At 41.4% G+C, this 23,359-nt stretch carries 21 protein-coding genes; 6 read left to right on the top strand and 15 right to left on the bottom strand.

Translation table 11 applies throughout. The annotated features are described in order from the left end of the window. Nucleotides 1-4: 4 nt before the first annotated feature. From fliL to ACOB80_RS01455, 15 genes are all read right to left on the bottom strand, one after another. Complete coding sequence (fliL, locus tag ACOB80_RS01525; RefSeq protein ID WP_473164034.1) at nucleotides 5-553, bottom strand: flagellar basal body-associated protein FliL; 549 nt, start codon at nucleotides 551-553, stop codon at nucleotides 5-7. Between the two features lie 74 nt (nucleotides 554-627). After that, nucleotides 628-2,673 (bottom strand): flagellar hook-length control protein FliK, encoded by a 2,046-nt coding sequence (locus tag ACOB80_RS01520; RefSeq protein ID WP_473164033.1) that lies wholly within the window; start codon nucleotides 2,671-2,673, stop codon nucleotides 628-630. Between the two features lie 119 nt (nucleotides 2,674-2,792). Beyond that, nucleotides 2,793-3,239, bottom strand: coding sequence for a flagellar export protein FliJ (gene fliJ / locus ACOB80_RS01515; protein ID WP_473164032.1), 447 nt, complete (start codon nucleotides 3,237-3,239; stop codon nucleotides 2,793-2,795). 15 nt (nucleotides 3,240-3,254) lie between these two features. Beyond that, nucleotides 3,255-4,628 carry a flagellar protein export ATPase FliI gene (gene fliI / locus ACOB80_RS01510; RefSeq protein WP_473164031.1) on the bottom strand — a complete coding sequence of 458 codons (1,374 nt, stop codon included), beginning with the start codon at nucleotides 4,626-4,628 and terminating at the stop codon, nucleotides 3,255-3,257. A 27-nt stretch (nucleotides 4,629-4,655) separates the two neighbouring features. Beyond that, entirely contained in the window at nucleotides 4,656-5,453 is a 798-nt protein-coding gene (gene fliH / locus ACOB80_RS01505) for a flagellar assembly protein FliH (protein WP_473164030.1), read from the bottom strand. A gap of 64 nt (nucleotides 5,454-5,517) precedes the next feature. After that, nucleotides 5,518-6,567, bottom strand: a complete 1,050-nt coding sequence (fliG, locus tag ACOB80_RS01500) for a flagellar motor switch protein FliG (protein WP_473164029.1) — start codon at nucleotides 6,565-6,567, stop codon at nucleotides 5,518-5,520. After that, nucleotides 6,560-8,284: a flagellar basal-body MS-ring/collar protein FliF gene (gene fliF / locus ACOB80_RS01495; RefSeq protein WP_473164028.1), complete on the bottom strand. Its 1,725-nt coding sequence runs from the start codon at nucleotides 8,282-8,284 to the stop codon at nucleotides 6,560-6,562. The genes fliG and fliF overlap by 8 nt, the downstream gene beginning before the upstream one ends. Before the next feature lie 54 nt (nucleotides 8,285-8,338). After that, complete coding sequence (gene fliE / locus ACOB80_RS01490; RefSeq protein WP_473164027.1) at nucleotides 8,339-8,698, bottom strand: flagellar hook-basal body complex protein FliE; 360 nt, start codon at nucleotides 8,696-8,698, stop codon at nucleotides 8,339-8,341. Nucleotides 8,699-8,945: 247 nt separating this feature from the next. Further along, nucleotides 8,946-10,286, bottom strand: a complete 1,341-nt coding sequence (locus ACOB80_RS01485) for a sigma-54-dependent transcriptional regulator (RefSeq protein ID WP_473164026.1) — start codon at nucleotides 10,284-10,286, stop codon at nucleotides 8,946-8,948. Further along, nucleotides 10,273-11,436, bottom strand: a complete 1,164-nt coding sequence (locus ACOB80_RS01480; protein WP_473164774.1) for a sensor histidine kinase — start codon at nucleotides 11,434-11,436, stop codon at nucleotides 10,273-10,275. The genes ACOB80_RS01485 and ACOB80_RS01480 overlap by 14 nt, the downstream gene beginning before the upstream one ends. Before the next feature lie 172 nt (nucleotides 11,437-11,608). Next, a complete protein-coding gene (locus ACOB80_RS01475; RefSeq protein WP_473164025.1) occupies nucleotides 11,609-13,081 on the bottom strand; it encodes a sigma-54 dependent transcriptional regulator in 1,473 nt (490 codons plus the stop codon). 129 nt (nucleotides 13,082-13,210) lie between these two features. Continuing rightward, complete coding sequence (locus tag ACOB80_RS01470) at nucleotides 13,211-14,206, bottom strand: GHMP family kinase ATP-binding protein (RefSeq protein WP_473164024.1); 996 nt, start codon at nucleotides 14,204-14,206, stop codon at nucleotides 13,211-13,213. After that, nucleotides 14,203-14,937: a sugar phosphate nucleotidyltransferase gene (locus tag ACOB80_RS01465; protein WP_473164023.1), complete on the bottom strand. Its 735-nt coding sequence runs from the start codon at nucleotides 14,935-14,937 to the stop codon at nucleotides 14,203-14,205. Before ACOB80_RS01465 ends, ACOB80_RS01470 begins: the two co-directional genes overlap by 4 nt. Then, complete coding sequence (locus ACOB80_RS01460) at nucleotides 14,934-16,421, bottom strand: B12-binding domain-containing radical SAM protein (protein WP_473164022.1); 1,488 nt, start codon at nucleotides 16,419-16,421, stop codon at nucleotides 14,934-14,936. The genes ACOB80_RS01465 and ACOB80_RS01460 overlap by 4 nt, the downstream gene beginning before the upstream one ends. Continuing rightward, nucleotides 16,421-18,463 (bottom strand): alpha-ketoacid dehydrogenase subunit alpha/beta, encoded by a 2,043-nt coding sequence (locus ACOB80_RS01455; protein WP_473164021.1) that lies wholly within the window; start codon nucleotides 18,461-18,463, stop codon nucleotides 16,421-16,423. Before ACOB80_RS01455 ends, ACOB80_RS01460 begins: the two co-directional genes overlap by 1 nt. A gap of 220 nt (nucleotides 18,464-18,683) precedes the next feature. On the opposite strand from ACOB80_RS01455, the gene ACOB80_RS01450 reads away from it, so the two are divergent. The 6 genes from ACOB80_RS01450 to ACOB80_RS01425 are packed head-to-tail and all read left to right on the top strand — an operon-like array spanning nucleotide 18,684 to nucleotide 23,354. After that, on the top strand, nucleotides 18,684-19,247 hold the full coding sequence (locus ACOB80_RS01450; RefSeq protein WP_473164020.1) for an SIS domain-containing protein: 564 nt from the start codon (nucleotides 18,684-18,686) through the stop codon (nucleotides 19,245-19,247). Beyond that, the gene (locus ACOB80_RS01445) at nucleotides 19,244-20,434 is read left to right on the top strand and encodes a sulfotransferase (RefSeq protein WP_473164019.1); all 1,191 of its coding nucleotides are present in this window, start codon (nucleotides 19,244-19,246) and stop codon (nucleotides 20,432-20,434) included. Before ACOB80_RS01450 ends, ACOB80_RS01445 begins: the two co-directional genes overlap by 4 nt. Continuing rightward, entirely contained in the window at nucleotides 20,431-20,721 is a 291-nt protein-coding gene (locus tag ACOB80_RS01440) for a hypothetical protein (protein WP_473164018.1), read from the top strand. The genes ACOB80_RS01445 and ACOB80_RS01440 overlap by 4 nt, the downstream gene beginning before the upstream one ends. A 10-nt stretch (nucleotides 20,722-20,731) precedes the next feature. Then, entirely contained in the window at nucleotides 20,732-21,481 is a 750-nt protein-coding gene (locus ACOB80_RS01435) for a class I SAM-dependent methyltransferase (RefSeq protein WP_473164017.1), read from the top strand. A gap of 16 nt (nucleotides 21,482-21,497) precedes the next feature. Next, nucleotides 21,498-22,280, top strand: a complete 783-nt coding sequence (locus tag ACOB80_RS01430) for a class I SAM-dependent methyltransferase (RefSeq protein WP_473164016.1) — start codon at nucleotides 21,498-21,500, stop codon at nucleotides 22,278-22,280. Nucleotides 22,281-22,331: 51 nt separating this feature from the next. Continuing rightward, nucleotides 22,332-23,354, top strand: coding sequence for a hypothetical protein (locus ACOB80_RS01425; protein WP_473164015.1), 1,023 nt, complete (start codon nucleotides 22,332-22,334; stop codon nucleotides 23,352-23,354). Nucleotides 23,355-23,359 lie beyond the last annotated feature (5 nt).

Raw genomic sequence — 23,359 nt, 5'->3', positions numbered from 1 at the left:
GTGGCTATTGCATTACAAAGCCAGTAAATAATACTTGTTCAACCACTGAAGTACCTTCTAGGTCTTTCATAATTTTTTGAACTTCAGTTAGCGATTGTTGTTTAAGCGAAGTTTTTCCTGCGCTTGTCGCTAAATCATCTGCATTAGACTGTGAAAATACAGCCAACAAGGTACTCTCAATTAAAGGTACATGTTTTTTAGCAAATTCTTCGTTGTCTGAGCCTCGAACCAACAATTGAACGCGGATCTCGACAAAACGATCTCGGTTAGCACCAGGAACATTAAATCTAAATGGGCGTGGCATAGGCACATATAAAGCACTACCAACACTTGCGCCAGTATCAACAACGGCGGCTTCGCCGTCAGCCATCTCTTCGCCACTATCTAATGCCGCATCGATTTCTTCAGCACTAGGCTCACTGCTACTTCCTGACATAAAAAAGTATGCAGCACCACCACCAATCGCCAACACTAGAACGGCAGCTATGATGATAATCATTTTTTTCTTTTTACCAGAGTTATCTAATTCCAACTCTTTATCTTCATCAGCCATGACTCACCTATAGATATATTTTTGCTGTAGCAACTATATCGTTGATTTCATTAAGCTCAAAAGCTTTTCTTTCATTATGCATAGTAATCAATTCCAGTTGATGAAGCTTTATACAATTTCGACTGCGATTCAGCAACGACTTCATCTAAAAATTCTTCTTCGGTTCCGCTGTTAGCATTTTGATTTGACGACTCACCAAACTCATCTTGCGCTTGTGCCTGTTTATCACGCTGCTCGATATTGGCTTCACCAACATCAACGCCAGACTCTGCCAACATATCTCTTAATTTCTGCATGTGTTGTTCAAGGGCGTCTTTTGCTTGAGGATTTTGAACAACAAAGCTTACTGCAGCTTGTTCACCCTGTAAGTTAACCCTTACTTGCATACTTCCTAATTCAGGTGGATCTAATCGAATATCGAGCTGCTTTAATTGTTGATTAATCATCACCATGACTTTGTCTTTTACCGCAACACTAAAGTCTTTTCGATAAATTGACACAGTTTCTTGAGTAATAGCTTCTACCGTTTTAGCACTCTGTACAGAAATAGAGTCACTAGCTTGAGCCAGAATTTGACTCACTTTCGCACTATCTTCTGCAGATGTTGTCGCATTAATCGCTACCCCTGCTGAAGAAGATTGTACACTGGTTGAGCTCATCGGATCGGCAGTGTCGGTTTTATTTACCCCTGAAAGGTTTAATTGATTTGCGCTTTGCTGCTGTTGTCGAGCAAATTGCTCACCAGCTTCTTGCTCGCCGTCTTGTCCCGCCTGCTGTTGATTCTCGCTCTTAGTTAGTTGCTCACTTTGCGCATCTACCACAGCTGAAGTTGCTTGGTTGACGACACGGGACTCTAGCGGAGTTGAATTTACCCGAGCATTAGCTACCGGTACAGGATTTTGCAGAACTTCTGATTGGGTTTGTTCTTTGTTATTTACTGAACTCACCTGAACAACGTCATTATTTGCTTTTGTAGGAGTGACCAAAGCTTTATCGTTTGTATTGCCATTCTGGTGTAATTGGTCTGTGGCACCCTTGTCTTTAGTTTTATTCGCTACAACTATCTCGGGAGGCGTGTCTAAATGTTCAATTTCGACAGTTGAATCTTCAGTCGGTGAACTCTCTACCGCAGGGTTGTTAACGATAATTTGAGGGTTTTTAATAGTTGTTTGCTCAACAACTTTTCCGTCACTATTCGTTACAACAGTTGCCTCTGCCTTCGTTTGTGCTTGAATTTGGGCAACTTCACTGTTTACTTTTACCGCTTTATCGCCTTCTAGTGGCAATGACGATTTACTAAGTTCAGAGGATTCGACCACTTTACCTTGCTGCCCAACTTGATGCTTATTTAGTTGTTCTTCATTTGTAGAGGCATCTGTCTTAGCAAGCGCTTCACCCTTTTCTCCTTGCAGCGCCTTACTATTTTGCACGAAACTTATCGCAGATTTTTCTTGTGTCACTTCACCTTTCAGTCCAAGTTTATCTTGTTCGATAGTCGCCTTTTCACCAGTTGCTTTATTCAACTCACCAGCAACTTGGTCTTTTTGCGATAATTCAGTTAGCACAGCGTCTGCTGATTGAGTTTTCGATTGCTGTATTAATTCTTGCTCACTAATTTTACCATCAAATGATTTCTTGCCTTCAAATAGGATAGATTCTACCGGCTGAGTAAACTTGTCATTCTTTGAAGTTTCTTGATGCTCAACCGAAGTTTCACTTGAAGCAGCGATAAAGGCGAGAAGTTGTTCTGCGTCACTATCAACTCGTTGTGTCTTAGTTTTATCAGTATCGGTTGTAACTGGTTCTTGCGTTTGAATTTGCTCAGTATCGCGTTGTTGACTTGTTTTGGTATCGGCTTCAACAACTTGCTGGGTTTCTGATTTACGCGGATTTTCTTGTGCGTTAACATTGTCTGACGGCAGTGGTTTACCGTGCTGGTCGGTTTCCTGTTTGCCGCCTTTAGCATTTCTACTTTCACTGTTTTCAGCCATCAAAGAAGAAAACTTGTCGCCTTTTTCTTGAAAGGTATTGTCTTGGTAAGTAGATTCTGAATTCGATGTAGCCCCTAAAGTATCAGGGTTTTTAGCGATATCAATTGCAAGCACGCTTATCTTATTCATAGTTCACCTATTCACAGTTTTGGGTAGAAATACTAAAATTAAATGTGAAAATACTACCGAACTCTCACCATTTAACCGCTATCGTTTGTTAACGAAGCAAAAATTGTTCCATTTATGTTCTAGTAATTCATTTGACGACGGACAAATTGCTGAGTCGCAATTTCATCAAACATTTTTTGTTCCATTCGGTCGGCTTTCTTTTTAGCAAGCAATTCTTGCTTTTCAATTAATTTTTCTACCGCCTGAACTTTTTGTCGCTGAACCATCCACATTCCCCGTTTTTGCTCAGCAAGCGCTTTAGCCTGTTTAATCGCTACCTCAACTTGCTCGGCAGCATTATCAAGCTTGCTAACAAAGGCGTGAAAATGTCTGTACGTAGCACTATCAACGCCCTCTAATGCTCTGCCATTGAGCCTTTTCATGTATTCCAATCTAAATTGGCCAACACTCTCTAAGCGCAACAAGTTATCCTGATAATCTTTTTCGGCAAGTTGCAGTTGCTCCACCGCATAGCGTTCTTTATCAGTTTCTACTTTTAACAATGTTTGAAGTTGTTTCGATGCCATTATTAACTAACCCTGCTACTGCTGAGGAGCTTGTGTCGCTGCTTGTTGAGCATGGGCTTGTGCAGCGCCCGTAATTTCCTGAAGTTGTGCCAAGCTTTGATCATAAGGAACAACATCATGCATTTTTTGCTGCAAAAAGAAATTTATTACCGGTAGCAATTGAATCGCTTGGTCTATGCGCGGGTCAGTTCCTTTACTATAAGCACCAATTGAAATCAGGTCTTTATTCTGTTGATAAAGTGAATAAAACTGCTTGAGATTTCTCGCCAAATCTTGATGCTCTTCGCTGGTAACCATTGGCATGACACGAGAAATTGACGATTCGATATCTATGGCCGGAAAATGTCCCGAATCAGCGAGCTCACGCGCCAATACAATGTGGCCATCTAGAATCGCTCTAGCCGCATCAGCGATAGGATCTTGCAAATCGTCACCTTCAGTTAAAACGGTGAAGAACGCAGTAATAGAACCTTGCCCATCACCACCATTACCTGCTCTTTCCACCAATTGAGGAAGCTTAGAAAATACTGAAGGTGGGTAGCCTTTAGTTGCAGGTGGTTCACCAACGGCTAGGGCAATTTCACGTTGTGCCTGGGCGTAACGAGTAATAGAGTCGATAAGTAATAAAACATTTAGCCCTTGGTCACGAAAATATTCGGCAATTTGCACCGCAGTTTCACAACCTTTTAAGCGCATTAGCGGCGAACAGTCGGCAGGTGCTGCGACGACAACAGATCTCGCTCGCCCTTGTTCACCTAAAATCTCGTCAATAAACTCTTTAACTTCTCGACCACGTTCACCTACTAAGCCTACAACAATAACGTCAGCCGTAGTTCCGCGTGTCATCATACCCAATAGCACACTTTTACCGACACCAGAACCAGCAAATAGTCCCATTCGCTGGCCTTGGCCAACGGTAATAAAGCTATTTATTGCACGCACGCCCACATCAAGAGGCTGACTGATTGCGCGCCTAGCAAGAGGGTTTATTGGCTTGGCGTCTCTCACATAACCTTCTGCTGGTTTAATAGGACCTAAACCGTCTAGTGGTTTACCCACGCCATCAACAACTCGACCGAGTAAATCCATCGACAGAGGTAGTCGTGATTTAGTCGATAACGGTAATACGCGGGCACCAGGTAACACACCTTGCAGGCTTTGCTCTGGCATTAAAAAGGTAATGTCTTTAGAGAAGCCAACCACTTCAGCGATAAGATCACCTTGTGCTGTTTCAACTAAACACTGGCTTCCTACTGGGGCTTTGACACCAACCGCTTCTAGCGTTAAACCGACAACGCGAACTAAACGGCCAGCAACCGACAATGAATGAGGGTGCACAAATTGTTGGCTGTTATTAAGTCGTTGAGTTATACGTTGAACGTCTATCATCAAAAAATTGACACTTTGGCTTACTGCTTATTGATGTAAAGCCTGTTGCAAGAAAGATTCCAACACATCGTTAATACGGGATTTTATTGATAGATCTATATTTGAAGTACTGTTTTCTATTTGGCAACTACCACGTGCTAGTTGAGGTGCGGGTAGTAAACGCCAGCCCTGCTCTTGGATATGCTCTTCGCCAAATTGCTGAGAAACCAGTTGAATGTCTTCAGGATGAAGTAAGATTTGTGTTTGCGGCTCTTTACTCGGTAAAGCTTTCATTCCCTCGCTAATGGCAGACAATAATATATCAGGGTTTGTTTTTGCTTCGTGGTGGGTAATTGCCTGTGTAAGTTGCGCTACTAATGTGATTAACTCTTGCTCTACTTGGTTTTCAACCACGTTTAACGGCTGAAACAACTGCTCATTGAGCTGTTGCCACTGACTAGCAAGTTCGGCTATTTGTGTTTGGCCTTCTTCTAGCCCTTGCGCTAGTCCTTGCTCGTGTCCTTTAGTCGTTCCGTCCTCAAATCCGGCTTTTTGACCTTCATCAAAACCTGCGCTAAATCCTTCTTCTTTGCCTTGGTTAAAGCCTTCTTGATATGCCGCTTGACGAATTTCTTCAATCTCTTCTGCCGTAAGCGGTTGAACCTCTTCTTCCACTTCTTCCGGCGCTTCATAGCGCCATGTCGGCTTTTTTCCTAAGGCGTTAGTCTTTTGCTGGTCTTCCGGGATCACTTGTTCAACAGACGGCAGCGACCAAACATCTGTCGATTCAGCTTGTTCGGGCTTGATTACTTTTTTCTGCAAATTTGCATTGGTAAAATTTTTCATCGTCTACTAACTGCTATTAAGTGTGCTGTTGAACTATATTTTGAAAAAGCTCTTAAACTCTAGATTATAAGAACTCATCACCACCGCCTGCGCCACCAAGCATAATTTCACCTGCGTCAGATAAGCGTCGAGCAATTGATAAAATTTCTTTCTGTGCAGCTTCCACTTCACTAATACGGACAGGTCCCATAGCTTCTAGGTCGTCAGCCATCATTTCAGCAGCACGTTTAGACATATTAGACATGATCTTATCTTTGAGCGCATCATCAGCACCTTTAATGGCTTTCATTAATGCGTCTTGTTGCACTTCACGCAAGATTGCCTGTATGCCTCGGTCGTCTACATCAGCTAAGTTTTCAAATACAAACATCAGATCTTGGATTTGTTGGCTCATTTCTTCATCGTGCTCACGAATCGAATCCATCAACATGCCTTCAATGTTGGTATCTAAGTAGTTCATGATGTCAGCTGCCGCTTTCAAGCCGCCCATTTTCGCTGCTTGCGCACCGGCTTGACCCGCGAATTGTTTCTCCATAATTTCATTCAACTCTTGTAATGCCGCCGGTTGAACTTCCTCAAGGTTAGCGATACGCATCATTAAGTCTAGGCGTGTTTTCTCTGCAAACTGACCTAAGATTTCTGCTGATTGTTCAGGCTCTAAGTAAGACAATACAATTGTTTGAATTTGAGGATGCTCGTTTCGAATAATGTTGGCAACTTGCTTTGAGTCCATCCATTTCAACGAATCTAAACCTTTAGCACCGCCACCCATAACGATTTGATCAATCAGGTTGCCCGCTTTATCTTCACCTAAGGCTGCTGTTAACGCTTTACGAACAAACTCTTCACTTTGGAAACCTATGGTACTGAAGTTTTGAATTTCATTGATAAACAGCTTGTGAACGGCGGTGATTTTCTCTTGAGTAAAATCTTCCATTGCCGCCATTACCATGCCCACTTGCTGCACTTGTTTTGGCTCTAAGTGTTTTAGGATTTGCGCTGCATCTTCTTCCGATAAGCTCAGTAACAAAATAGCGGCTTTTTCGGCACCATCTAACTTGTCTACGTCAAACCCTGCTGGGACTGGCGCTAGTTCTTGTGTTTCATCACTCATCTTCGTTCAACCAACTTTTAACTACTTGAGAAGACAGTTCTGGTTCATTAGCAACTAATGCGCGAACTGCCTTAAGAATGTCTTCATCACGGTGTAAATCAGGTAATTGTAAGCTACCGTCAGCAGCAAACCCTACCGCTCCCGCATCAAAGTCTGATGTTAGCATATCCATGGTCTCATCACCTAGATCAACGTGTGAATCTAGAGACTTTTCACCATAATCTTGCGGCTCTTGCTCAGGGTAAATTAAGCGTTTCAGCATTGGACGAACTACAGCTAGTATCAAGATGATAATAACTAAAGCACCCATAGAAAGTTTCAAAATTTTGAAGAACCATGCTTCTTGATAAAAAGGCAATAATTCAGCTTCTTCCATTTCCATGCGTGAAAACGGTAAGGTCACAACTTCTAATGTGTCACCACGTTGAATATTAAAGCCGATACTGCCTTGTAATAATCGGCGGATATTTGCTAATTCTTGCTCAGAGCGAGGATTCGTTGTTGTTTCACCTTCTGCATTAGCAGACGATAAATAGTCTAACGCCACCGAAACACTGATTCTGCGAATAACGCCCGTTTGTTGTTTGGTGTAGCTGATTGACTCATCAAGTTCAAAGTTTTTCGTTGACTCTGAATGCTTGCGACTCGGCATAGATTGCTTTTGGCCTGTGCCAACCGCGTTTTCAGGAATATTAGAATCTAGTGGCGGTTGATTGGTCAATGCACCAGGAATACCGCCGATGCTACCACCAATCGACGTATCTTCAACTTTCATTTCACTACGAAGAGCAGGTAAATCTGGGTTGAAACGACGTTGTGTTTCTTCGGTATTAGTAAAGTCCATCGTAACATCAACCTGGGCAGTATAGTTGCCTAAACCAACCACAGGGATCATGATGCTATCAATTTTTTCCATGTATTCTTGTTCGCGCTTTTGCTCGATTTCAAATTCTTTACGAGAGCGAGAAGAGATAGAGTCTTGAGAGCCCGAATTTAGAAGACGACCATTTTGATCCGTCACTGTAACGCGATTTGGGTCTAAGCTTTGTACGGCAGAAGCAACAATATCAACAATTGAATCAACTTCTTCTTCCGAAAGTAAGCGACCTTTTCTTAGCGTAAGTACCACAGTAGCAGACGGTGACTTTTCACGTTTAGCAAACACGTTGTCGCGAGGAATCGCTAATAATACACGTGCGCGACTTACCGTTTGTAATTCTTCAATCGTGCGAGCAAGCTGCTGTTCACGAGAATGCTTTAAACGCTCTCGCTCTAAACGCTGACTTACACCAAAGCCCATGTCTTGCATGATAATTTCTTCACCAGCTGAAGGCTCGTCAGTTAACCCTTCTCTTGCTAACAATAACTTAATGTCTTGGTATTGATCTGCTGGTACAGAAATAGTGTTATTTTCTTGTTTGTAGTCCTTGATACCATTGGCATCAAGAAAATCCATGGTTTTAATTAACTGATCAGTTGGAAGCTTAGCAAGGTAGCGGTACTCAGGCTGGTTAGCCCACATAATAACGAACACAGCAATTGCCAAACAAATCGCTAACGCCATTATCAAAGTAAGTTGACGAAGTACGTCGACATTGCCCATCGCTGCAGCAAAGCCAGACTTCTGCTCCATAATATCATCTGATTTATTGTCAGATGCGACTAGATCTGAACCACCGTCTGCTGTTGCTAGTGCTGTGTTTGTTGTATCTGCCACTGACGTTTCTCCGCTTTACTACTTGTTATTGCGCTATTCTGGTAACTGTGCCGATTAAACTGGCATGCTCATGATTTCTTTGTACGCTTCGACAAACTTGTTTCTAACTTCTACCGTCGCTTCAAAAGCGATACTGGCTTTAGAAGCCGTAATCATGGTGTCGGCCAACGAAACGCTGCGGTCACCCATTTCAAATCGGGTACGCATTTCGCCAGCTTCAGATTGCACATCATTCACTTTATCAACAGCTTGTTTTAGTAAACTCGCAAAATCTCCAGAAGTAGAGTTAGTTTGAGAAGGCGCAGTAACTTGCTCAAGGCCCTCTAAGTTTGCGATTTTGTTGGTACGATTACCCATAGCCTCAAGTTGCATACTTTGCATTTGGCTATACAGAGAATTGCCTTTGATATCCATGGTTGTCTCACTTGTGTCAATAATTTGAAATCAATTGTTATTAAGTGTTAATGCAACCTTAGTGCCAAAAAGAAAATCCAACTTAAGACACTGATTTAAATTAAAAATAATAGGAATATGGAAGTGATTTCACGTTGTCAATTTATCGACTAGACGTAAAGCAGTATAAAAAGTAGCCGCCAGCTCTGTGTGGAACAAAACAGAGCTGGCAGCACTTAGTGGTAACTATTAAAGCAAATAGTAAAGACTACGCGGGAATTTCGATACCTGAGTCACGCATTTTGGCGATTTTGTAACGTAGGGTTCTTGGGCTTATCCCTAATCGTTCAGCAACATCTTTGCGGCTGCCGTGACAAGCAATTAAGGTATCTAGAATAATTTGATGTTCTTGTAGCTTTAATTCGCTTCCTAATTTGTCTTCGCTGCGCTCTTCTGTAGCGGGTTGCGTAACAATAGCTGTATCAAAGTTTTCAATGAGAAGATCACCCGCGTCAATTTTACCGTCACCATGTAAAATAAGCGCTCGCTGCATAATATTGTCTAACTCACGAACATTACCTGGCCAATCATAAGCGAGCATTTTACTGCGCGCACTCGCGGTAAACTCTGGTACTAACTGCTGTTGCTTAGTGCATACTCTTTCGATTAAATGCTGTGCCAATGGCACAATATCGTCACGTCGTTGTGCTAGTGGTAACCAAGTTAATGGGAATACATTAAGTCGATAATATAAATCTTCACGAAATACGCCGTCAGCTACAGCGTCTTTTAAATCTCTATTACTTGTGGCGATAACACGAACGTCTAACTTAATGGTTTTACGACCAGCAAGGCGTTCAACTTCGCGCTCTTGCAGAACCCGTAAAATTTTAGCCTGCAAGCCTAAATCCATTTCAGTAATTTCATCGAGTAATATGGTGCCGCCTTGGGCTTGCTCAAACTTACCAGGGCATGCTTGGATCGCCCCCGTAAAAGCGCCTTTTTCATAACCAAATAAAGTCGCTTCCAGCATATTTTCAGGAATAGCCGCACAGTTAATCGCAACAAAAGGCTTGTCTGCACGCGCAGATTGGCTATGAATATACTGCGCCAATACTTCTTTACCCGACCCGCTAGGCCCTAAAACCATGACCGACGCTTCTGTTGTGGCGACTTTTTGTGCCAAACGCAATAAGTCTAAACTCTGTGCATCTGCCACCACAGGCTCAAATACATCTTGTTTTTGTACCGGCATGTATTGATTAACCATATTTAATAATACTTCTGGCGCAAAGGGTTTTGCCATATAGTTACTAGCGCCATCTTTCATCGCTTGTACTGCGTCATCAATCGTTCCGTATGCTGTCATCATCAGCACTGGCATTTTCGGGTAACTTGTCTTGATTGATTTAAGTAAATTTAAACCTGACATACCGCCCATTTGCACGTCACTAACAACTAAGTCAACTTTGTGTTCTTTTAGCTGAATTAAAGCCGTTTCTCCAGAATCAGCTTCTATACATTGATGCCCTGCCAGTTGCAAAGTATCAACTAAGGCTTCACGCAATCCGGTATCATCCTCTACCACTAAAATGCTATTTTGTGTCATAGGTATTCTCCTGTGCGTTTAACTGAGTCGCTTGTTCATTTCCATTGCTATTGTTATAGCCATTGAGCAAGGGAAGTGAAAAACAAAAATGAGCGCCTTTAGCTTCAGAGTTATCCGATGCATTTAACAAATGGATTTCCCCTTGATGTGCATTAGCCACTGATTTAACTACCGCTAAACCTAGCCCAGTTCCTTTTGCACGAGAAGTAAAGAAAGGTTCGAATATTTTCTTCGCTGTATCTGTGTCGATACCTGGACCATTATCTTTGACGCTAATAATGGCTTTGTCATTTTGGCAATAACATGAAATATCAATGACTGCTTGCTCAGGTATTACTTCTAAGGCGTTATGAATTAAATTTTGAATAGCACCTGTTAGTGCTGTTTTATTGCCAAGGATCTGACAATCGTCTTGGCATAAATTAAGATTAACCTCGGCACCAGCTTGCTCGATAAGCGCTTCTAAGCCTTGGGTAGAGTCTTCAACAATTTCATTAACCGATAAAGGCGTAACAACTTGCTGCTGACCACTTTTGGCAAACAACAACATATCGTTAACGGTTTGTTCCAAGTCGTGAAGACGAGACATCAACTTGTCTTGGAATGCGTCTCTGGCCTGATTATCTAATTTGTCATTTTTTAAATTGGCGCCGTATAAAATTGCCGCAGATAATGGCGTCCTCACTTGGTGAGCAAGTTTAGAGACCATTTGTCCTAACGAAGATAAACGTTGTAGCTGGCTAAGTTTGTCTTGCAGTAAACGCGTTTCGGTAAGATCGGTGATCATAATGAGCTGACCCGGTTGGTCAACTAGTGCGGTAATTTCTAGCTTAACTCTTCGACCATCTTTTAGTGAGACTTCGTGCCAGTCGTCTGCTCTTGGCTTAAACGAACGGCGAATAACATCAAACCAAGGGTGGCCTAAAATTGGTTCTTCAAGTAGCTTACTGGCAATTTGGTTTATCTTTACCACAATGCCATCGCCATCAAGCATGATCATACCTGTTGGCATCACATCGATGAGCATTTCTAATTGGCTAGATTGTTGGCGAAGTAACTGCAGCTCTCCTTGATAGGATTCTTGAGCTAACTCAGCTTTACCTTGCCCCCCCATCTGTTCAATAAAGGGAAAGACTCCCTGATGAAACATGGATTGAGAGCTTGATTGTTCTGATAACGCAACAGCCATAATGCACCACTTGAATTAAATATTACATTCGAGTTTTGCATTAATTGTGCCAAGTATATTTTTCTTTTATTTTCAGCAACCTAGAAAGGTAAGTCAATTAATTGGCTGCTAGGATCCGATCCTTTTAAAACGATCAGTCAGTTTTTTGAAGTTGGTATTTACGCATCTTTTCTACTAACGTAGTGCGTCGCATACCCAATAGTTCAGCAGCTCTAGCAACGACCCAGTCATGGCGCTCTAATGCTTGAGTGATCAGCGATACTTCAAGATCAGCTAAGAATTCTTTTAAGTTAACACCTTCATCAGGAAGAACATTTGGATCGTCGGTGCTTTCTTCTTCAAAACCCGCAGAGAAGCTGTCATCGTCGTCTTCTTCGTAATCAAAGCCTGCGAAAAGCTCATTAATCGCCTCTCGCTCTTGCAGCTCTTCTGGATATTCAGGGCTGTACGCTTCTACGTCAATATGTTGATACTTCTTAGGTAACTCAGCAACGTCTACAACTTGCTCGCCAAACATAATGATCATACGTTCGATCAAGTTAGACAATTCACGCACATTGCCTGACCACGGGTGTTCTTGTAATGAAGCAATAGCCTGTTCAGTAAAGCGCACCGACTGACCTTGGTCCGCTTCAAAGCGCGAGATCAGCTCTTGAAGTAATAGTGGAATATCTTCCTGGCGCTCTCTTAATGACGGCGTTTCAATAGGAAATACATTTAAGCGATAATACAAATCTTCACGAAAATCGTTAGTTTTGATCATCTCTTCAAGGTTTTGATGAGTCGCGGCAATAACCCGAACATCTGCTTTGATGCTTTTCGCACCACCAACACGCTCAAACGTTCGTTCTTGTAAAACGCGAAGCAACTTTACCTGCATCGGATGAGGCATATCACCGATTTCATCTAGAAATAGCGTACCGCCCTCCGCTAGCTCAAAGCGCCCTTTACGAGTTGAAATCGCGCCAGTAAACGCGCCTTTTTCGTGACCAAAAAGCTCACTTTCTAAAAGATCAGGTGGGATCGCACCACAGTTAACAGGCACAAAAGGCGCTTTAGCGCGAGCACTTAAATCATGAATATTGCGCGCTACTACTTCTTTACCTGTACCGGATTCACCAAGAATAAGGACATTGGCTTGAGTTGAGGCCACTTGTTCAATCAAAAAGCGCACTTGCTGCATAGGTTCACTAATACCTACCAATGAACGAAACAGGGCTTTGTTACCTTGACCACGTGCTTTACCGTGCGGCAGCTTGTTCTGATACTGGTGGCAGTGATGCACCATTTCAGTTAACTGTGCATAATTTAGTGGTGTAGTTAGCTCACCAATAACATTGGCGCAATGGTCTAATGCACTGGCATCAACAACGTCGTGTAATAAGAAGGGACAAGCAGGGTTCTTTTTAACAAAGTCGATAAGCTTTTCTTCAAGCTCACCACATAGCACGATCGTTAATAATGGCGACTCAACTGCCGCTTGATCACCTAGCTCATTTGAGCTGCACAACTGATAGTGCTCGCCAATAAATGACAATACAGTGGCTATCTGTTGCTGGCGTTCATTATTATTATCAACTACAAGAATATGTTTATGATCATGCATAATTCTTTGATAAACCCATGGCTTATATTTATCTGATTACGATTCTAACGAGAGTAAAATTTAATTCAACAAAATTTTGACGGATACCCGTCATTTCTTTGGCAGTCCACAATAATTAATTGAAACTCATTAAAAACCGTTAGGTTCATACATCACAATTTTCGAGCCACAGGCATCAATTTTTACATCAACATGAATTAAGTGACTCAACTTATCTTTGATGGCTTTGTGCTTTTCAGGGGGTGCTAAAAACATTAAAAAGCCACCACCGCCAGCACCTAACAACTTTCCACCATAAGCGCCAGCTTGCATCGCTTGTTGGTAAATATCGTCTACTTCAGGCGTAGTCACATTATCGGCCAATTGCTTTTTCAACAGCCATGCTTCCTGCAACATATCGCCAAGATCTTTCATATCAACATGCTGGCTTTGCAAAATATCTTTGGCTTGGTAAGCCATGCGCTGCATCACCTCTAATTGATGATGTTTTTCCGCAAGGTTCGCTATTTTCTTACCAGCAATATTGCTAGCAATACGGCTTAATCCGGTGAAGAAAAGCATCATATGGCTATCGAGATATTCTCTGGTGTCTTTAGACAACATTAACGGTGTGACATGTATTTTTCCCTGAGGCGTAAACTCAATGAAGTTAGTGCCACCATGAGCTGCCCAACATTGATCTTGCGAGCCTACGTTTTCACGAATTACCTGTTGTTCAATGCGAATAGCCTCGTGGGTGAGCCAATCGGGTGAGCATGTTTGACCGCGGAGCGCTTTAACAGCATTCAGTAAGCCAACGGTAAATGATGAGCTAGAACCCAACCCTGAACGCGCAGGTAAGTCAGCTTGATGTTGAACTTCTACGCCTGTCTCTTGTGCCATTTCGCTTAAAACAGCCCGAACTGAAGGGTGTTCAATCTCACTAAGCTCGTTAGGCAGCTCTACCTTTGAATAGACAATGCGATGTTTGTGCTCAAAAAAAGGCGGTAGATTTCGCACCGTTATATAGCAGTATTTATTAATGGCGGTTCCAATTACCGCACCACCATGCTCTTGATACCAACCGGGGTAGTCAGTACCACCGCCGAACAACGACACGCGAAATGGCGTGCGAGAAATAATCATAATAAATACTCTTTCAAAACTTCGGGTGCTAGTGCGTAACTGTCAGCTGTACCTATATCAATAAAGCCTCTGCCAGAAGAAGGAAAAGACTTTATTTTAAGCAAACCACTAGCGAGAACCCTTTCCTCCAAACTACCGTGTTCAAGAGACTTAACAGTAGCAACTGCGTCTTGGCTAAAGTAATAAACACCAGCGTTAATAATACCCGTGCTATTTTCTTTGAAACTCTCTTGAAAGCTGTCAACACTCGGCTTTTCGCAAAAGCGTTGCACGTAGCCATGTTGGTTTAACTCCAATGCCCCATATCGAGAAACATCTGCCACCTGATGAGACACTAAGCCAATGTCTTCTTGTTTGCTGGCCTGTTCAAAATTTACCAGGTCAACGTCAACCCACGTATCGCCATTTACAACGATTGCCTCGGTTAGGTTAAACCTTGTTAAGGCTAAACTGACGCCACCTAGTGTTCCTATCGGCTTAGGCTCAACGACAAAATCAATCTTCAGCGCATAGTTGTTAGAAATCTCACTTAAATGCTTAATCACTAACTCTGCTTGGTAGCCCAAGGAAAAAACAACCTGCTCAACACCTTGTTTTTCCAACCAAACAAGCAAAACTTCTATAAAAGGTTTGTCGGCAATAGGCGCTAAGACTTTAGGTAAGTCAGGTACGCTAGCACGTAATCTAGTGCCTAATCCGCCAGCTAAAACTATCACAGGCGTTTTGATCATGAGCCTTCTCCATCAGCTAGCTCGACAATATGACGTTTTAATCTGGCCTTACTCATATCCTCTACATGCAAACGAGTTTCTTTATCAAAACGCTTCTCTAGGTACGAAAGGTAATGTTCATTTTCGAAGTAAAGATGAAAAGCTTCATCTCTAAAAGCGAGAACCTGTGCAGAGGTTAAGTGTTCTGTCGATAGTGGTAAGCAATGGTAACTATGCTGAGAGTAGCCATCCCAATCTTCTGGTAATTGCTGCTCGGCAGTTAACGCGTGTTGATAAAGCGGAGAACCAGGGTAAGCCATAGCAGAATAGAAGTTGGCAAATTCACAGTTAAGCTCTAATGCTAGGTCTAAAGTCGCCTGCATACTCGATTGTGAATCTTTCGGTAGGCCAAAGATAAAGTTACCAATAACGTTTATATCTGCCGATTGGATATCACGTACAATATCTATAATGGCTTGTTGTTTAAGTGACTTTTTCGCGCCGTCTCGCACGCTATCGTCTGCAGATTCAATGCCTAGCGCGAGCCATTTAATACCTGCACTTCGCATTAATTCAAGCTGTTTTTTTCTAACGGTATCAACTCTGGCATAAGCCCAAATGTTAAGCTCACTAGCATAAGGTTTATCGGCAAGTAACTGACAAATTTTTAAGTAATGATTTTTCTTCAATACAAACATTTCATCAACAATTTTAAATGTTTTGACATTATATTGATGAAATAAGTGATCAATCTCAGCCACCACTGCCTCTGGGCTGCGGCACCGATAATTTTGCTCATGAAAAGGCGCGTTGATACAACAAAACACACATTTGTAGGGACACCCTAGCGTAGTGTAAATAGAAGCATAAGGCATACGTGATTGCATATCACCAAAACAATGCCAATTGTGTGCACGGTAGTTTTCCATTGGCAGTAAGTGCCAAACGTTGCCATGTAACTCTTTATCTATATCTAAAATTAACGGCGGATTGTCATTTAGGTGCACTTTACCTAAATCGTCTTGCCAGCCCAGCCCCGCCACAGTATGTAATGGTTTATTATCAATTAAAGCGGTAAGTAATTGATGGCAAGTTTCAGGGCCTTCACCTTGGCAAATATAATCAACAGGCTCTTCTAACAAGGTTCTTTCGGGAAGCGCAGCGACATGCCCGCCCACAATTAACACTTTAGACTGGCAATCACTGTTTTTTAATGCTTGTGCTAGCTCTCGTGCCGCCATCATGGTTTGCGTAGACGCAGAAGGTTGATGACCAAAAGCCACGATAATAACTAAGGTAGGAGCTTGTTCTCTAATATGTGCAACTGCATTAACAGCTGTCATATTCAATGCTTCTGTATCTAAGATGTCTATTTGCCATTTTCTATCAAGCAGATACCCAGTAATTAAACGAGCCCACATAGGCGGTTCGATGGCGGTTAGCTCTTTACCTAAATCTTGGTAAATTCGTTCTCGCCCTCCGGGATTAACGACAATCGCATCCATTAAAATGGCCCTTTAAAGGTCATTTGGTACACCAACTGTGCTTCTTTGGCATTCGGTTGCCAATTTAGCGATTTATCTTTATCCACAAGTGACATAGCGGCTTTGGCAATATCAATGGGGTTAGTATAAAAACCATCTTCCAAACTCGGCGTTGTTGGACAAGTAGTTTGCGCAAAACCAACGCGTTTTACTTTTAATGCTTTATCGCTATTTTCCTGAATTTCTTCGCACGCACGCGTAATAATTTCAGCCGATGCGCCGCAGTTAAGCCACGCATTATCAGCAACAAGCAACCTACCCGTTTGCTGGGCGCTTTCAATAATAGGTTTCATATCCAAAGGCGATAAAGTAACAGGGTCTATAACACAAGCTGAAATACCTTCTCGCTCCAATAGCTCTGCTGCGCGCAGAGCTTCATGCACCATGTTAGAGATAGCCACTATGGTGACATCATCGCCTTTACGCACGACTTTGCTTTTGCCGAGCTCTACTAAATAATTGCCTTCTGGCACTTCTGCCTCGGTATTAAATAACAAGCGATGCTCCATAAAAATAACGGGGTTGTTATCTTGCATCGCCGCTAGCATTAAACCTTTTGCGTCATAAGCATTAGACGGAGCCACCACTTTTAGACCAGGGATGTGCATAAACAAACTGTGAAGAGCTTGCGAGTGCTGTGCCCCCTGCCCCCAAGACTTACCAATAATGCAGCGTACAATTAGTGGTACTTGTGCTTCACCGCCATACATGTAGTGAGCTTTTGCCGCGATATTGACTAGCTGATTCATACACAACAACAGAAAATCCATGCGAATATGAATGTGGATAGGCTTTAATCCAGACATTGCCGCACCGATGGCGACACCTGTCATTGCATCTTCAGAAAGTGGCGTTGTAAATACGCGATGAGCCCCAAACTCTTCCACCAGCCCTTTGGTTGTCCCTTGAATACCTAAATGATCATCTATGTCTAAACCCATCATGAAAGCCAATGGGTCATTAATTAGTGCTTGGCGTTGCCCTTGCCATAGTGCTTGTGCGTAGGTCAGTGTTGTCGCAGAGTTCGAGGTATCCGCTTGCACTGGCTCAATGCTTTCGACATTCTCACATAGAACATAGCCATGTAGTTCGTCGACACTCGGAAAATCGCTGTTTTCAGCAAAGGTAAATGCCGCGACAACTTGCTGCTCAACTTCGCTATCAATGTGTTGCTTGGTCTCAGGTGAAATTTTTGCCGCTAAAACATTTAACGGATCTGAATCAAACCATTTTTGAGCTTGTGTTTCTTCGCGATAACCTTGTTCAAAATCTGTATTTGGACCAACATGTTGATACCAGCGATAGCAATCAACTTCAATTAATGTAGGGCCTTCGCCATTGCGCACACTTGCAATTGTTTGCTCAGCTAATTGATGCAATGACTCGATATCACCATCACCATGGCGCTGCACATTCAAGCCAAAGCCCGCAACTCGATTAAGTAGATTAGGATCAGCCCAACGTTTGTGAATGGGTTCATGTATGGCAAGACCATTATTTTCTACAACAAAAACAATGGGAAGTTTATGCAGCCCGGCAAAGTTTAAACTTTCATAAAAGCAACCTTCTTCTGTTGCTCCATCGCCAAGAAAGCAAAGAACGACTTGATTAGTCTTTTGATATTTTTGGCTTAAGGCATAACCCGTGGCAACAGGAACGCCTGTACCAACCACAGCAGAGGTACCAATAACATTTACTTCATTACCAATAAGATGCATAGAGCCACCGCGACCTTTCGCGCAGCCAGTTTCTTTACCATACATTTCAGCAATGAGCTTCTCCGGACTACCACCTTTAGCTAGGTAAGCAGCATGACCTCGATAAGTTGCAGCAACATAGTCTTTTTCTTGAAGTGCCTGACAAAAAGCAACGCTGACAAACTCTTGCCCTAGCGATAAATGAATCGGGCTCTTGATTTTGTCACTAGGATATATTTCCGCCGTTTTAAGCTCTAACTGGCGAATTAATTTTAATTGACGGTATAAATTTTCGATATGCGTCATAAACTTCACATTAATTCTTGAGATTGTTCAAAGCATTCAAGTAATATGCCGAACAGTGCATTTTCTTATTATAAAAACATTAAATCATATTTTTAGCGAGATAACTGGCTTGTCAGCAATTTTATTTTTGGCAAGCATTTCGCTTAGTAGTTACTTTTAGACTCAAAAATACATCGTTCGTCAAAAATATGACTTATTGCAAAAACCTACAGGTAAACACATGACATCAAGTTGTGCTAACACATATAAAACGCAATTGATCGCCACGATTAATGATTTAGATACTGATGCCATTGATAGGTTGTTTAAGTCGTTGCTAACTGTTTGGCAAAATAAACGACAAGTCTTTATCTGTGGTAACGGGGGCAGTGCTGCCAATGCCGCTCATATCGCAAATGATTTGTCTTACGGTGTTAACCCTAACGGCAGAGCTTTTAACGTTGAGTCTCTCGCGGCAAATGAAGCTGTTACTACCTGTTTAGCTAACGATACGGGTTATCAAAATATATTTTCTAAACAACTGGTAAACAAAGCCAAAGAAGGTGACTTGTTAATAGTACTATCCGGTAGCGGTAATTCAGGAAATATCGTTGAGGCCGTAAACACAGCTAAATCACTTAATATGACCACGTGCGGTATTTTAGGGTACGACGGTGGAAAACTAAAAAGTATGGTGGATATTGCCATTCATTGTAACCTTGACGATATGCAAATATCTGAGGATATGCAACTTATCATTGGCCATATTTTGATGAAAGATTTGCATACGGAGCTGTCTGCTTGAACATCTCTGCATTAAACAATATCAACTTAATTTCGATTTATCAGTACAACAGAAGTGGTTCGTTTTTCCTTTCAAGCTTACTTGATGGCCATCCTGATTTACTTACAATCCCGCCTTTTCTGATCGCTTTTTTTCGTTATTGGCAAGAATCGCTAGGTAACGAAAATACAGACCAAAAGCTAGTCGACACATTTATTCACGACTACAGTGGTATTGCAGACCCCTCTTGTTCAGGAACCACCCCTTTCGCCAATGAGAATTTTGTTGGTTCGACCGGTTTAGCCAACATGGGAGCAGATAAAAAACAGGTATTAAAAGTAAATTTGGACAGCCTCAAAAAAAATTTACTATTCTATTTAAGCGAATTAGACCAAAACCAACCATCTTTAAAACGATTTTTTATCGCGCTACATGCCGCTTGGTATAAAACATTAAAGCTCGTTGTTAGTGACAAACCACTATATATCGCTTACCAACATCATAGTTGTTCACTGTCTGCCCAACTTAAATTTAAATCACTGTTTCCTGAAGTAAAATTTTTACAAATTATTAGAAATCCGATTCAAGCTTTTGCTTCAATTATTGCCTCTCATTTCGACGAACACTCTTTCAATAGTAATATTTTGGGTAAAGGATTTGGTGGCATGCTAACGTTTGCTAAGCCACATATTCGCTTTTACCCTGAAGGCTATAGGCTAGTAAAGTTGGAGGACATTCACAGCAAGCCCCAGGAAACACTTACCCGAGTATGCTCTTGGCTAGGCATTAAATATAACCAAGCACTTGGCTCAAGCTCATTTTCAGGACTACAATGGCATAACGTCGCAAACAGACAGAATATTTCAGGTTTCAACAACATAGTAACGAGTAAAAAGCATACGGACATTCTATCTGACTATGATAAAAGCCGGTTGGAGTACCTAGTAAAAAACTTAATTACAGAGTGGGACTACGACTTCAATAGTGAATCTAATGCCCAGCGTCACTTTACAAAAGAGCAAATATTAGAACCCTATAAATTTGAAGAAATTGCCGCTGAAATATTACTAAAAAACAAAGACATAGGGACAAACTCCACTAATTTGGCAAAACAAATAAATGAGTTAAGAAATAATCTATTTAATCAGCAGCTTAATTATGCTTTTGCAACGAGCGGCACATTACACTCAGGGGTTAAAGTGATATGACCTCCCTCTATATTTACGGCACAGGCGTTGCAGGGAAAAGTGTACTAAAGGCACTAACAGAAAAGGAGCTATCTTCTTTCATGGGGTTCATTGAAAGTGATAAGCCAAAAATCAAAAAAATCGAAGATAAACCGGTTTACGCCATTGCGGAGTTAAGCTCCGTGTACAATTCGCCCGAGCTAAAAATAATAATTGCCTCTAGTTACTATGCTGAAATTATTAACTTAATGATTAACTTAAACATTCCTCTAGATCGCATTGAAATTGATGCCATTAGTTACCAATAAAGGAACAATTATGAATTTACCTTACGTTACCTGGGACTACTCAGAACTTGCTGCGAGTTACGACAAAAGAGCTGATTACGCGAGTGAGACAATAACAAAGCTATTAAAAGACCTTAATTTACAAAAGGGAGATGTCGTTGCTGATATTGGTGCTGGAACAGGCAAACTTACCAAAGAATTGTTGAATCATGGCTTACAAGTAATTTCAGTTGAGCCTTGTGACAATATGAGAGTAATAGGAATCGAAAACACTAAGGATAAAAACGTAAAATGGTTAAAAGGAACAGCAGAAGATACGGGAATAGCTCAAGGCTCCGTTAGTGCTGTTTTTTTTGGCTCTTCATTTAATGTAGTTGATAAAGCATTAGCATTAACTGAAGCCGATAGAATTTCTAAATCTGGTGGGCACTTTGTTTGTATGTGGAATCATAGAGATCTTGATGACCCTACTCAAAGTAAAGTCGAGCAACTAATTTCTTCTTACATCCCAGAATACAACTACGGCGATAGACGCGCAGATCAAACAGCAATTTTGAACGACTCTAATATGTTTGAATTCGTTGAAAAAATGGACGGAAATACACAGCATAAAACATCGATTGAAAGCTATGTTGACGCCTGGCGTTCTCATGGTACTCTGCAACGTCAAGCAGGCGATAAATTTGCTTCAATTATAGAGAAAATCGATACGCTTTTATCTTCATACGAAGAAATAGAAGTACCTTATATTACCAACATATGGTTTGCGAAATTCAAATAGAATAGGTGTTATTTTTATGACTTTGGCGATTAAACAAGGTGAATTTACAGGCTTGGCCGACAATTATAGTAAATACCGCCCGAATTACAGCGAAGAGGTATTAGAACAAATTCTTGCCAGTTTCAACAAACCTAAAGAAACACTTCGAATCGCTGATATCGGAGCAGGAACAGGTATCTGGTCACGGATGTTAGCTTCCAGCTCTAACGCATTAGTGACAGCCGTTGAACCAAATACAGATATGCGTGAACGAGGTATACAAGACTCAATTAACACTAATGTTCGATGGCTAGCCGGAAGTGCTGAGCAAACAGGGTTAGCTGATGGCTCATTAGATTGGGTAACTATGGCGTCTTCTTTTCATTGGGCTGATTTTGAAACAGCAACCAAGGAGTTTCACCGCATCTTAGACACAGGTGGGAAATTTACTGCACTTTGGAATCCTAGGCTAATAAAAGAGTCTCCTAAATTAGTTACCGTAGAAGATAAGCTTAATGAGCTAAAACCAGACGTAAAACGAGTGTCTTCTGGCCGTTCAGGAATCACTGACAACCTAACAGTGATGTTAAAGCAATGCCCTTATTTTAGTGACGTCAACTTTATAGAAAAACAACACACAATTGTTATGTCAAAACAACGCTATATTGGTGCATGGCTGTCTGTTAACGATCTACAAGCTCAACTAGGCCCTGAGAAGTTTTCTGCTTTCATCGCGTTTTTAGAAAATTTCTTTGCTGAAGACGAAGAGATAATCGCACATTATCTAACTCGAGCGTGGACAGCGACCAAAAAGAGTTAGCACCAAATAATTACTCAATTATTCATAGTAAATTATGGAGACAGTAAAGCTATGTTCGCTTTATTTGGCAACAACGATATAAGTCAACAGTACCTGAAGTCTCAGCGTCCGAAACCTAGATACATACTCGATAACTTTTATTTTAATACAGGTAAAAATGTCGCTGATGATGTTTCCATTCAGTTACCAACCGATGACATTCTTCAGCAACTTGACCATGTTATTATTTGCTCATTTTCAAGTTATAAGGCAATGTTTCAACAGCTTTGTGACAAAGGCTTTCCTGCGGAAAAAATATTCATATATTTCCCTCTTAAAGACCAAGTATTTTTAGTTGAAGACCTAATGCCTTCTTCACAATTGTTAATTTGTAATTCAATGCACCGATCGGCTTCACGTTGGCTATTAACCGTGTTTCAAGAAGGTCTAATTCACTCACAGACTAACACTCGTTCGGTTTTAAATTTTAACCCTTATGAGTTTAATATTTCACCTCATGAGCTTATAAAAATTCAAGAAACTGGAGGGTTTACTTGCGACCACTTTTTACCGAGTAAGACTAACATTGATATTATTAATCACTTTGCAGATCGGTTTATTTTCTCGGTGCGCCGACCCAAAGATTCGATAATCGCAATGTGGTACGAACATTATGAAAAATTGAACCAGCCATGTAACGCTAACACGGAACTAATTATCGAGTTGGCAGGAATACCTAAAAACTTTTATCAACTGCCTCCATTTGAAGCCCTTCGAGTATTTTTGGAAGTTACCTATGTTCAGTTAATTGATTGGCTAGATAATTGGCAGCAATGTATAGAAAAATATATGACTGTTCCAGTCTACATATTAAAATTTGAAGAATGGAAGGAAAACCCTGAAGTCGTCAATCGAGAAGTAGAGAGCTTTTTAAATTTACCGGAAGATAGAATTAGCTTTCATTTAGACCCTTTGGCGAAATCAAATATCAGAGCGATGAAGCAAAGAAAGTTGTGGCAAGAGCAGTTTGCCTCTAAATTTGATCCATTAATCGACGAATTGACGCCAAAACATTTGGTAGACCCCTATAGTTAGTATAG

The organism is Thalassotalea coralli, assembly GCF_055786205.1.
The sequence above is the reverse complement of the archived record's forward strand: the minus strand, read 5'-3'. Positions and strand labels throughout refer to the sequence as shown.